The organism is Pseudomonas sp. RGB (genome assembly GCF_007713445.1).
GTDB lineage: Bacteria > Pseudomonadota > Gammaproteobacteria > Pseudomonadales > Pseudomonadaceae > Aquipseudomonas.
In genome coordinates, this window is the sequence record NZ_VMSH01000005.1 from 326,862 (window position 1) to 339,133 (window position 12,272).

General features: G+C 62.5%; 10 protein-coding genes. 2 read left to right on the plus strand and 8 right to left on the minus strand.

The window, feature by feature from the left end:
- Positions 1-23: 23 nt before the first annotated feature.
- The 3 genes from FPT15_RS13695 to FPT15_RS13705 all read right to left on the minus strand — a co-directional run bounded on the left by FPT15_RS13695 (position 24) and on the right by FPT15_RS13705 (position 4,829).
- Complete coding sequence (locus FPT15_RS13695) at positions 24-833, minus strand: putative RNA methyltransferase (RefSeq protein ID WP_145161839.1); 810 nt, start codon at positions 831-833, stop codon at positions 24-26.
- Positions 833-1,984 carry a succinyl-diaminopimelate desuccinylase gene (gene dapE / locus FPT15_RS13700; protein WP_145161842.1) on the minus strand — a complete coding sequence of 384 codons (1,152 nt, stop codon included), beginning with the start codon at positions 1,982-1,984 and terminating at the stop codon, positions 833-835. Before dapE ends, FPT15_RS13695 begins: the two co-directional genes overlap by 1 nt.
- Before the next feature lie 253 nt (positions 1,985-2,237).
- The gene (locus FPT15_RS13705; protein ID WP_145161845.1) at positions 2,238-4,829 is read right to left on the minus strand and encodes a glycosyltransferase; all 2,592 of its coding nucleotides are present in this window, start codon (positions 4,827-4,829) and stop codon (positions 2,238-2,240) included.
- 217 nt (positions 4,830-5,046) lie between these two features.
- Between FPT15_RS13705 and tcdA the strand changes: the two genes are divergently transcribed.
- The gene (tcdA, locus tag FPT15_RS13710) at positions 5,047-5,856 is read left to right on the plus strand and encodes a tRNA cyclic N6-threonylcarbamoyladenosine(37) synthase TcdA (RefSeq protein WP_370879564.1); all 810 of its coding nucleotides are present in this window, start codon (positions 5,047-5,049) and stop codon (positions 5,854-5,856) included.
- A gap of 114 nt (positions 5,857-5,970) precedes the next feature.
- Here the strand turns inward: tcdA and FPT15_RS13715 are convergent, their stop codons facing one another.
- The 4 genes from FPT15_RS13715 to FPT15_RS13730 all read right to left on the minus strand — a co-directional run bounded on the left by FPT15_RS13715 (position 5,971) and on the right by FPT15_RS13730 (position 9,028).
- Positions 5,971-6,384 (minus strand): SufE family protein, encoded by a 414-nt coding sequence (locus FPT15_RS13715; protein ID WP_145161850.1) that lies wholly within the window; start codon positions 6,382-6,384, stop codon positions 5,971-5,973.
- Positions 6,381-7,586, minus strand: coding sequence for an aminotransferase class V-fold PLP-dependent enzyme (locus tag FPT15_RS13720; RefSeq protein ID WP_145161853.1), 1,206 nt, complete (start codon positions 7,584-7,586; stop codon positions 6,381-6,383). Before FPT15_RS13720 ends, FPT15_RS13715 begins: the two co-directional genes overlap by 4 nt.
- Positions 7,587-7,653: 67 nt before the next feature.
- Entirely contained in the window at positions 7,654-8,688 is a 1,035-nt protein-coding gene (dapD, locus tag FPT15_RS13725) for a 2,3,4,5-tetrahydropyridine-2,6-dicarboxylate N-succinyltransferase (protein ID WP_145161856.1), read from the minus strand.
- Positions 8,689-8,719: 31 nt separating this feature from the next.
- On the minus strand, positions 8,720-9,028 hold the full coding sequence (locus FPT15_RS13730) for an arsenate reductase (RefSeq protein ID WP_231982825.1): 309 nt from the start codon (positions 9,026-9,028) through the stop codon (positions 8,720-8,722).
- Positions 9,029-9,321: 293 nt separating this feature from the next.
- On the opposite strand from FPT15_RS13730, the gene FPT15_RS13735 reads away from it, so the two are divergent.
- The gene (locus tag FPT15_RS13735; RefSeq protein ID WP_145161859.1) at positions 9,322-10,965 is read left to right on the plus strand and encodes a Na+/H+ antiporter; all 1,644 of its coding nucleotides are present in this window, start codon (positions 9,322-9,324) and stop codon (positions 10,963-10,965) included.
- Positions 10,966-10,975: 10 nt separating this feature from the next.
- On the opposite strand, the gene dapC is transcribed toward FPT15_RS13735, so the two are convergent.
- Positions 10,976-12,175 carry a succinyldiaminopimelate transaminase gene (dapC, locus tag FPT15_RS13740; protein WP_145161862.1) on the minus strand — a complete coding sequence of 400 codons (1,200 nt, stop codon included), beginning with the start codon at positions 12,173-12,175 and terminating at the stop codon, positions 10,976-10,978.
- Positions 12,176-12,272 lie beyond the last annotated feature (97 nt).

Genomic DNA, 12,272 nt, shown 5'->3' on the forward strand with positions numbered 1-12,272 from the left:
ATTCGCGGATGCTTAAAAGTCGGTTATTGAAGCACGAAATAATCGTAGCGCATCGACACCGTGACCTGCAGCGGCTCGGCGGCCTCGATCACCTCGGCGCGGCGCTCGGCACTCGCGCGCCAGCCGTGCGGCGTCATCGCCAGCAGGTTGGCGCGGTCGTTGGGCTCGGCCAGGCTCAAGGTGAATTCCAGGGTTTCGCTGTGTGCCAGGCTCATGCCATCCGGCACCAGGGCCAGATGTTTGTCGTCGGTGTACTCGCGCACTTCGTCGTACAGGCGTTCGCGCAGTTCCATCAGGTGGCCGGCCGTCGGGCCGACTTTCATCAGACCGCCGCCAGGGCTGAGCAGACGCTTGGCCTCTTGCCAATCCAATGGGCTGAAAACGCTGGCGAGAAATTGGCAACTGCCCGAGGCCAGCGGCACACGCGCCATGCTGGCAATCAACCAGGTCAGCGCCGGGTTGCGCTTGCACGCACGTTTGACCGCTTCCTTGGAGATGTCCAGCGCATAGCCGTCAGCATGGGGCAGGGCCTCGGCGATTTGCGCGGTGTAGTAACCCTCGCCACAACCGATGTCCACCCAACGCTGCGGTGCGCGCTCAGCGGCCAGTTCAGCCAGGCGCTTGGCCACCGGCGCGTAATGCCCGGCGTTAAGGAAGTCGCGGCGCGCCTCGACCATGGCCAGGTTATCGCCCGGGTCGCGGCTGTTTTTGTGCTGCACCGGCAACAGGTTCAGGTAACCCTGGCGCGCGCGGTCGAAACGGTGCCCGACCGGGCACGCCACGCCATTGTCCACCGCGTGGAGCGGTGCGCTGCAAATGGGGCAAGCGAGCATCAGGCGAGCAACTTGATCAGGGTCTGGTAATAGATTTCGGTCAGCACATCGAGGTCGCTGGCCAGAATGCGCTCGTTGACCTGATGGATCGTCGCGTTGACCGGGCCCAGTTCCACGACCTGAGTGCCAAGGGTGGCAATGAAGCGCCCATCGGAGGTGCCGCCGCTGGTGGAGGCTTTGGTTTCGCGCCCGGTGATCGCCTTGATGCTGGCCGACACCGCATCCAGCAACGCGCCGGGTTCGGTGAGGAACGGCAGGCCCGACAGCGCCCACTCCACGTGCCAGTCCAGGCCATGCTTGTCGAGAATTGCCGCAACGCGCTGTTGCAGGCCCTCGACGGTGGACTCGGTGGAGAAGCGGAAGTTGAACACCGCCGTCAGGTCACCGGGAATCACGTTGGTGGCGCCGGTGCCGGAATTGAGGTTGGAAATCTGGAAGCTGGTCGGCGGGAAGAAGGTGTTGCCGTCGTCCCAGTGCTCGGCGGCCAATTCGGCCAAGGCCGGGGCGGCGAGGTGGATCGGGTTCTTCGCCAAGTGCGGGTACGCCACGTGGCCTTGCACGCCGCGCACGGTCAGGGTGGCGCCGAGGGAGCCACGGCGGCCGTTCTTGACCACATCGCCCACCAGCGTAGTGCTCGACGGTTCGCCGACGATGCACCAGTCCAGGCGTTCCTTGCGGGCTGCCAGGCGTTCGATCACGGCTTTGGTGCCGTGGTGCGCCGGGCCTTCTTCATCGCTGGTGATCAGGAAGGCGACCGAGCCTTTGTGGTCCGGGTAGTCGCTGACGAAACGCTCGGAGGCCACCAGCATGGCTGCCAGGCTGCCTTTCATGTCTGCCGCGCCACGGCCGCAGAGCATGCCGTTTTCGTCGATCAGCGCGTCGAACGGGTCGTTCTGCCAGGCGCCCACCGGGCCGGTCGGTACCACGTCGGTGTGGCCGGCAAAGCACAGCACCGGGCCGTCGTGCTTGCCGTGGGTGGCCCAGAAGTTGTCCACATCTTCGATACGCATCGGCTCCAGCGCAAAGCCGGCGTCGCCCAGGCGCTGCATCATCAGCTTCTGGCAATCGGCGTCGATCGGCGTCACCGAGGGGCGACGGATCAGGTCGATAGCGAGTTGAAGGGTCGGCGAAAGGTCGGCATGGGCCGTCATGGGGGAACTCCGGAAGCGTGTTATGGGCGCAGGACGAATGTGGAATACACAACCTGAATGGGCGCAGATTCAATGTGGGAGCTGGCTTTGCCTGCGATGCAGACGCCGCGGTCTGGCAGGTACGCCACGGCGGTGCCATCGCAGGCAAGCCAGCTCCCACAGAAAGCAGGGCTAGGCCAAGTCTCACAAAACGGCCGTTATCTTATAGCAAAACGGCGGCCAAGGGCCGCCGTTTAGTGCATTGCGCAAGTTTTTACTCGGCCGTTACCGGCTCAACCTTCGGCGCAGGTTTTGGCAGCGACGAGAGGAACGCCATGATCAACGCCGCCACGTACGGCAGCGATTGCACCAGCAGCATCACCACCCAGAAGCGCATGTCATTGCTCGGCAGGCCCTGCACCAGGTAGATCCCCAGCGCCGCGCCCCACAACAGCAGCATGATGAACATTTCTTCGCGGGCTTCGGAGATCGCTACCCAGAAGCCGTGGTTATCCGCGTTTTTCGGGGTCCGAAAGAACGGAATACTGGTGGTGAAGAAGCCGTAAAGTACCGCCTTGGCGATGGTGTGCGACAACGCCAGGCCGGCCAGCGCCGCGCAGAACGCATCTTTCAAGTTCACGCCCACCGCGCGGCGGTAGAGGAAAATGATCTTGCCCACTTTGAACACGAACAGCGCCAACGGCGGAATCGCGAAAATCAGCAGCGGCGGGTCAACCCGCGTTGGCACGATGATCATCGCCGCCGACCACAACAGGGCGCCGACGGTGAAGAAGATGTTCATGCCGTCCGCCACCCACGGCAACCAGCCTGCGAGGAAGTGGTAGCGCTGGCCACGGGTCAGCTCAGTGCCCTTGCCGCGCAGCAGGCTGGCGGTGTGGCGCTTGATGATCTGAATCGCGCCGTAGGCCCAGCGGAAACGCTGCTTCTTGAAGTCGATAAAGGTATCGGGCATCAAGCCTTTGCCGTAGCTGTCGTGGTAATACGCCGCCGACAGGCCTTTCTCGAATACGCGCAGGCCCAGTTCGGCGTCTTCGCAGATGCACCAGTCAGCCCAGCCGAGTTCTTCGAGCACCGAGCGACGAGTCATGGTCATGGTGCCGTGCTGGATGATCGCGTCGCGGTCGTTACGGGTGACCATGCCGATATGGAAGAAGCCTTTGTATTCCGCATAGCAGAGCTTCTTGAAGGTGCTTTCGTTCTGGTCGCGGTAATCCTGCGGCGACTGCACCACGGCGATTTTCGGGTCGGCGAAGTGCGGCACCATGTGCTTGAGCCAGTTCGGCGATACGCAGTAGTCCGAGTCGATCACCGCGATTACTTCGGCGTCCTTGGCGGTGTGCGGGATCAGGTAGTTCAGCGCGCCGCCCTTGAAACCGGCCAGGGGCGAGACGTGGAAGAACTTGAAGCGCGGCCCGAGGGTTTCGCAGTAGTCGCGCACCGGTTCCCATACCGCCGGGTCCTTGGTGTTGTTGTCGATGATCAGGACTTCATAGTCCGGGTAATCGAGGGCGGCGAGGGCGTCGAGGGTCTGTTTGACCATCTCTGGCGGCTCGTTGTAGCACGGCACATGGATCGACACTTTCGGGCGGTAGTCCGAATCGCCTTCCACCGGCAGGAATTCACGCCGGCGCTTGTGGGTCCACACCGCTTCCGCCAGTTCGTGGGCTTCGGTCAGCAACACGATAAACACGCCGAGGGCGCCCAGTGCCAACAAGATCCCCACGGTCACGCTGAACCAGGTGCTGTATTGCTGGCTGTAGTCGTAGCCGATCCACACCAGCACCGAACCGCACAGGAACGCGATAAAGGTCAGGAACGTACGGCCACGCTGGCGCAGGGCCGAGCCGTCGATCATCAGCAAAGTCAGCGACAGCAGCGCAAGCACCACCGAGCCGATGGCCAGCACGCGCCATTGCGGGATTGCGACCACCGGGCCTTCAAAGTTGAATTTCTGCTGGCGCGCGGCGTTGTACACGCCCCAATACGCGCCGGCCGAGCCTTCGTCGCTGACTTTCCACGGCTGATCGAACGCCTCGATCACGAAGTAGTTGTAGCCCTGGCGGTTGAGCTTATTGACCAGCGTACGCAGGTAAATCGCCTGGTCGGCGGGCGAGGTTTCATTGCCCCCGCGCATACGGCCGTTACTCGGCCAGCCAACCTCCGACAGCAGCAGCGGCTTTTTCGGGAACAGTTTCTTCAGATCCCGGGCGCGGTCGAGTACGTATTGGCCGGCCTTGTCCATCGGAATAAATTCCCAGAACGGCAGGATGTGCGCCGCGATCAGGTCAACGTGCTTGGCCAGTTGCGGGTTCTTTTCCCAAATGTGCCATTGCTCGGACGTCGTCACCGGCACTTTAACGGCGGCGCGCACGCGGTCGAGCAGCGCAATCAGCGCCTCTGGGGTGATTTCCTCACGGAACAACGCTTCGTTACCGACCACCACGCGCACGACGCTGCGTGAGCTGTTGGCCAGTTCGATGGCCCGCTGGATCTCGCGTTCGTTACGCGCAAGGTCCGGGCTGATCCAGATACCCAGCGTCACGCGCAGGCCGAACTCTTCCGCCAGCTTGGGGATGTCGCCCAGGGTGCCGTCGACCGAGTAGGTACGGATGTTGTCCGTCAGCTTGCTCATGATCTCGAGGTCACGACGCATTTCTTCGTCGCTTGGGTACTGGTCTTTCTGCGGGAACTGGCCTTGCTGGAACGGCGAGTAGGAGAACCCGGAGATCTGTTCAGGCCAGTTGGGTGTGGTGACCGGGCGGTTGATCAGCGCCCAGAAACCGGTGAACAGCGCGGCAATTGCCAGCACCACCACCAGGTTGAGTCCAAATTTACGCGATGACATGGCTATTTCGGGTTCCAAAGGGTGTGGAACGAAAAGAGGTGTCGGCTTACGCCGAACGGCGCGCATCCTACACTGGCCTTTCCCCGAGCGTACAGCAGACAGAGAAAAGCCGGACGTTAGTCCGCGAATGTTCACCTAAGTTCTTTACTTGTAGCTGGAAGCTTCGAACTTGTCGCTGCGTAGTCCATAATGCGCTCCGGTTTTTGGGGTAATGGTCATGAGCACAGAAGATCCGCGGTTTGCAGGCGTCGCCCGCTTGTATGGCATTGAAGGCCTGGAACGCTTGAAAGCGGCCCATGTGGCGATCGTCGGCGTCGGCGGCGTAGGCTCGTGGGCGGCGGAAGCCATGGCCCGTTGCGGGGTGGGCGAGATTTCGCTGTTTGACCTGGACGACGTCTGCGTCAGCAACAGCAACCGCCAGTTGCACGCGCTGGACAGCACCGTGGGCAAGCCCAAGGTCGACGTCATGGCCGAGCGCCTGCGCGCTATCAACCCCGATTGCACCGTGCATGCGGTGGCGGACTTCGTGACCCGCGACACCATGGCCGAGTACATCACGCCGAATATCGATTGCGTGATCGACTGCATCGACGCCGTCAACGCCAAGGCTGCGCTGATTGCCTGGTGCAAGCGCCGCAAGATCCAGATCATCACCACCGGCGGCGCCGGCGGGCAGATCGACCCGACGCTGATCCAGGTGTGCGACCTGAACCGCACCTTTAACGACCCACTGGCCTCGAAGGTGCGCTCCACGTTGCGCCGCGATTACGGTTTCTCCCGCACCGTGACCCGCCATTACAGCGTGCCGTGCGTGTTTTCCACCGAGCAGCTGCGCTATCCCAAGCCGGACGGCAGCATTTGTCTGCAAAAAAGTTTTGTTGGAGATGGGGTGAAGCTGGACTGCGCCGGCGGGTTTGGCGCGGTGATGATGGTGACGGCCACGTTCGGTATGGTGGCGGCGACCAAGGCGGTGGACAAGATTGTGGCTGGGGTGCGCAGGCCGTCGGAGCGGGTCAAGCCCACTTAACTCTCACCCTCGGCACACGCCTAAAGTGTGGGAGCTGGCTTGCCTGCGATAGCATCACCGCAGTCTGATTGATTGACCGAGGTGTCTGCATCGCAGGCAAGCCAGCTCCCACATTTAGTTTTGTGTAAGGCTCAGGTCTCGCATGCGCTGCAGGACGGCATTGAGGCCATTACTGCGCGACGGCGACAACTGCCGTGACAGGCCAAGCTGGGCAAACCAATCGGGCAGGTCAACGGCCTGCAATTGCGCCGCCGACAGCCCATTGACCCGCGCCAGCAGCAACGCCACCAACCCGCGAATCATCCGCGCATCGCTGCTCGCGGCGAACTGCCAATGGCCGTTCTCAAGACGCCCCACCAACCACACCAGGCTTTCGCAGCCCTGCACCAGGTTGGCGTCGACTTTGTCCTCATCGGCCAAGGCTGGCAGGCGTTCGCCCCATTGCATCAGCATCCGCGCGCGCTGCTCCCAACTGCCGACCGCCTGAAAGGCGTGCAGGGCAGCGGCGGCTTCGGCCGGCAAGCTCATCGCAACATATCCAGCGCCTGGTCGAGGGCTTCAAAGAAGCGCTCCAGGTCATCGGAGTCGTTGTACAGCGCCAGGGACACGCGGATCGCCCCGGACAAGTGCATTGCCTTGAGCAACGGCATCGCGCAATGGTGGCCGGCGCGCACGGCGATGCCCTGTTCGGTCAGCAGGTGGGCGAGGTCGGCGTTGTGTATGCCTTCCACCACAAAGCTGGCCAAAGCTACGTGGGGCGATCCCAATACGCGGATGCCATTGCGTGCCTTGAGGCCGCGCAGCAGGTAGTCGTGCAGCGCCGCTTCATGGGCGACCACGGCGGGCGGGTCCAGTGAGCTCAGGTAATCCAGGCTGGCACCCAGGCCGATCACGCTGGCGATCGGTGGTGTACCCGCTTCAAAACCCAGCGGGGCAGGGCGGAAACTGGCGCTGTGGTAGTCCGCCTGTTGCACCATCTCGCCGCCAAACTGCCAGTGGCGCAGGTGATGCAGGGCTTCGTGGCGGCCAAACAGCACGCCGACGCCGTCCGGGCCGTACAGTTTGTGGCTGGAAAACACGTAGAAGTCGCACCCCAGCGCCTGCACGTCATAGCGGCCATGCACGATGCCCTGGGCACCGTCGACCACGGTCAGCGCGCCGTGTGCCCGCGCCATCGCCAACAAGGTGTCCAAGGGCTGCCAGGTGCCAAGCACATTGGAAAGCTGGCTCACCGCCAGCACGCGCGTGCGTGGGCCGATCAATTCGCCAGCGGCGTGCAGGTCAATCACGCCATCCTCACCCAGTGGCAACACCACCAGCGTGAGCGCGCGACGTTTGGCCAGTTGCTGCCAGGGCAGCAGGTTGGCGTGGTGTTCCAGAGCGCTGATAACAATTTCATCGCCCGCATTGAATAAGTGCTCAAGGCCATAGGCCAGGAGGTTCAGCGCAGAGGTTGCGCCGTGGGTAAAGATGATTTGCCCGCTGTCACCTGCGTTAAGCCACTGCGCGACCTTGCTGCGACTGTCTTCAAACGCCTGGGTCGCATGGGCGCCCGGCAAATGTTGGGCACGGTGCACATTGGCTGCGCCATTGGCGTAGTAATGGCTGATGGCATCCAACAGGGCCTGGGGTTTTTGCGTGGTGGCGGCGTTGTCCAGGTAAGTCTGGTCTTGCCGTTGCAGGGTGGCGATGGCCGGAAAGTCGGCGCGCCAGGGAGAGGGCACAAGCATGGTGTTCAAGACTCGTATAAGCGGGCCGACTCGAAGGCGCGACCCGCTAGTGGCATCGAGTGGCTGCTTAGTTGTGAGCGTGCAGCGCTTCGTTCAGTTCGATGGCCGATTTGTGGGTTTTGCACTCCACGGCACCGGTCTCGGAGTTACGGCGGAACAGCAGGTCCGGTTGGCCGGCCAACTCGCGCGCCTTGACCACTTTGACCAGTTGGTTCTGCTCATCCAGCAGCGCGACCTTGGTGCCGGCGGTGACGTACAGGCCCGACTCCACGGTGTTACGGTCGCCCAACGGGATACCGATACCAGCGTTGGCACCGATCAGGCAGCCTTCGCCCACCTTGATCACGATGTTGCCGCCGCCCGACAGGGTGCCCATGGTGGAGCAACCGCCGCCCAGGTCTGAACCCTTGCCGACGAACACGCCAGCGGAGACGCGGCCTTCTATCATGCCCGGGCCTTCGGTGCCGGCGTTGAAGTTGACGAAGCCTTCGTGCATCACGGTGGTGCCTTCGCCCACATAGGCGCCCAGGCGGATACGCGCGGCATCAGCGATACGCACGCCGGCCGGGACCACGTAGTCGGTCATTTTCGGGAACTTGTCCACCGAGAACACTTCCAGCAGCTCGCCACGCAGACGCGCTTCCAGCTGGCGTTCGGCCAACTCATTGATGTCGATCGCGCCCTGGCTGGTCCACGCCACGTTCGGCAGTTGCGGGAACACACCGGCCAGGCTCAGGCCGTGTGGCTTGACCAGGCGATGGGACAGCAGGTGCAGCTTGAGGTAAGCCTCAGGCGTGGAGGTCAGTGCGGCGTCTTCGGCCAGCAGGGTGGCGACCAGCGGGGTGTGGCTTTCAGCCAGGCGGCTCAGCAGGGCAGCTTGGGCAGCGTCGACGCCTTTGAGCGCGTCAGCCATTTGCAGCGCTTGGGAGACGGTGAAGGTGATGGCCTGGTTGCCTTCGGTGTAGCCCAGGATCGGCGCAATGGCTGCGACGATGTCGGCCGACGGGTTGAGCAACGGTTGTGCGTAAAACACTTCCAGCCAAGCACCTTGGCGGTTCTGAGTGCCGACGCCGAAGCCCAGGCTGAACAGGGAATTGGACATGCTGTTACCTCTACAAAAATGGAAGGCTGGCCTACTTGAGGGCAGCCGAATAACTATCTGGCTTGAAGCCAATCAGGGTTCTGTCTCCGAGATCGAGCACCGGGCGCTTGATCATCGAGGGTTGTGCGAGCATCAATTCAATGGCTTTCGACTGATCGAGATCGGCTTTGCGTTCGTCTTCGAGTTTGCGAAAGGTGGTGCCCGCACGGTTCAAAACCACCTGCCAACCGTGCTCGTTGCACCATTGGGTCAAGTGTTCGCGGTCGATACCGGCCGTTTTGTAGTCGTGAAACTCATAGCTCACAGCGTGCTCATCGAGCCAGGTGCGCGCTTTTTTCATGGTGTCGCAGGCTTTGATGCCGAAAAGGTGCAACGTTTTGCTTGAAGCGGTCAAGGAATTGCCCCCCTTTGGACCAAGTAGAAACGAAAGGTCACGGATTATGCCATGACCAGCAGGTTTGGGTGCCGCTCGTCATGCTTGCTGACGGCGCAGTGCGACTTTTGTGCAAACGCCATGGCGCGGCATGGCCGCGTAACATGGCTGGTTAACATAGCCGAGTAATATGGCACTTCAACGGCCAGCTGTTGCCTGATGGGTGTCGTTGCAAGTCGATTGTCCGGGAAACCCGCTTTATGCAAACCGCCTACACCGTTCTTATCCTGCTGATGCTGGTCAGCGTTTCGCGCCTGGTCGGGCGCATCATTCCTCTGCCGTTACCCCTGGTGCAGATCGCCGCCGGCGCTTTGCTGGCCTGGCCCACTCTGGGGCTGCATGTGGCGCTGGACCCTGAGTTGTTTCTGTTTCTGTTCCTGCCGCCGCTGTTGTTCTCCGATGGCTGGCGTATGCCCAAGCGCGAGCTCTGGCGATTGCGCGGCCCGATTCTGACGTTGGCGGTGGGGCTGGTGCTGTTCACCGTGGTGGGTGCTGGCTATTTCATTCATTGGATATTGCCGACGATCCCGTTGCCGGTGGCCTTCGCCCTGGCGGCGGTTTTATCGCCGACGGATGCCGTGGCGGTGTCGGCCATTGCCCAGAATCGTCTGCCCAAGCCGTTGATGCACATGCTTCAGGGCGAAGCGTTGATGAATGATGCCTCGGGCCTGGTGACCTTCAAGTTCGCCCTGGCGGCGGCGCTGACCGGCGTGTTCTCCCTGGCGGATGCCAGCCTGACCTTTGTGCTGGTTGCCGTGGGTGGTTTGGCGGTTGGCGTGGCGCTGAGCTGGCTGGTCGGCCGCTTGCGCGCCTGGATGATCGCGCGCGGTTGGGATGACCCGGCCACGCACGTGGTGTTCATGTTGCTGTTGCCGTTTGCGGCCTATGTATTGGCGGAGCGCCTGGGCGCATCGGGCATTCTCTCGGCGGTGGCGGCGGGCATGATGCAAAGCTGGCTCGACCTGTTGCCGCGCCAGACCAGCACGCGCTTGCTTAACCGCAGTGTCTGGTCGCTGCTGGAGTTTGCCTTCAATGGCCTGATCTTCCTGCTGTTGGGCCTGCAACTGCCGGACATCATCAAGGCTGTGGTCAGCCACGAGACAACGTTGTGGCCCACCCTGCTGTATCGCTGCCTGGATGTGATTGCGATCTTTGTAGTGCTGGTGGTGTTGCGCTTTATCTGGGTGCAGAGCATCTGGCGCCTGTCGGGTTTACTGCGACGCCTGCGTGGCAAAAGCGAACTGACCCTGGTGCCGACGGCGCGCTCCTGCTGGCTATTGACGGTCGGCGGCGTGCGCGGTGCGGTGACCCTGGCCGGTGTGATGTCGGTGCCCCTGCTGCTGGCGCCGGGCGAGGCCTTCCCTGAGCGGGACCTGCTGATTTTCATCGCTGCCGGGGTGATTCTGCTATCGCTGATCGCCGCTTGCATCGCGCTGCCGTTGCTGTTGCGCGGCATCGAGCAAAGTCCCGACGAAAAGCGTCATAACGAAGTGCGCGAGGCGTGGAAAAAGACCGCCGTGGCGGCGATCCATGCCCTTGAAGCGGAAGAACCCGCCGAAACCGATACCTCGGACGCCGCTCAGGCCGCACTGGCGGCCGAGCTGAAGGCGCGGCTGATGTCGGAATATCGCCATCAGTTGGAAGTGTTCAATGACTCGGCCGACGCCCAGGCGCTGGCGCTGCAGATGGACCAATTGGAGCGCAAATTACGCCTCAAGGCCCTGCGAGCGCAGCGGTTGGAGCTGTACAGCTTGAGCCGTCATCACCAGATTGGTGATGACGTTTTGCGTGAAGTGCTGGCGGATCTGGACATGAGCGAGGCGAATCTGGGCCATGTGAAATGACCCATAAGTGTCAGCGGCGGCGCTGAATGAAGTCGCGAATGCGCTGGGCGGCTTCAACACACTCCGCCAACGGTGCAACCAGCGCCATGCGCACGCGCCCGGCGCCTGGGTTGACGCCGTCCACGTCCCGGGACAGGTACGAACCTGGCACCACAGTCACGTGTTCTTCCACGAACAGGTCACGGCAGAACGCGGCGTCGTCGCCATTCACGTTCGGCCACAGGTAAAACCCGCCGTCCGGGCTTTGTACGTCCAGCACTGGCTTGAGAATGGCCAGCACGGCGTCAAACTTCTCGCGGTACAGGTCACGGTTGGCCAGCACATGGGCTTCATCCTGCCAGGCCGCGATGCTCGCCCGTTGGGTTTGCACCGGCATCGCGCAGCCATGGTAGGTGCGGTACAGCAAAAAAGCCTTGAGGATGTCGGCATCGCCGGCCACAAAGCCCGAGCGCAGGCCTGGCAGGTTGGAGCGCTTGGACAGGCTGTGGAAGACCACGCAGCGTTTGAAATCCTGACGGCCAAGCTCGACGCAGGCACTGAGCAGGCCGGGCGGCGGGGTTTGTTCGTCGAAATACAACTCGCTGTAGCACTCGTCGGCGGCGATGACGAAGTCGTACTCGTCGGCCAGGGCGATGAGCTTTTTCAGGGTGTCGACCGGAATCAGGGCGCCGGTGGGGTTGCCCGGCGAGCACAGGAACAGGATCTGGCAGCGTTTCCAGATGTCCGGCGACACGGCGTCAAAATCCGGGTTGAAACCGTTGGCGTCCAGGCACGGCAGGTAATGCGGCTTAGCGCCGGCCAGGAACGCGGCGCCTTCGTAGATCTGGTAGAACGGGTTCGGGCTCACTACCAATGCGTCGTCAGCGCGGTTGACCACGGTCTGGGTGAAGGCAAACAGCGCTTCACGGGTGCCGTTGACCGGCAGGATATTGCGCGCCGGGTCCAGCCAGCCCTTGGGCACGTTGAAGCGGCGTTCGCACCAGGCGCCGATGGCCTCGCGCAATGCCGGGATGCCCAGCGTCGTCGGGTACACGGCCATCTGGTCGAGGTTGTCAGCCAGCGCCTTGGCAACGAATTCCGGCGATGTGTGCTTGGGCTCACCGATGGACAGCGCAATCGGGCGTTTGTCCGGGTTTGGCGTAACGCTGCCGAGCAGGGCGCGCAGTTTCTCGAACGGGTAGGGCTGCAGCTGGTTCAGGGCGTTGTTCATGTAAGCCTCTATTGCAATGGGCACGAACCCTGTGGGAGCTGGCTTGCCTGTGCTGGCATCGCTGCGGTGTACCAGACACACCGCAGCGTGCGCATCG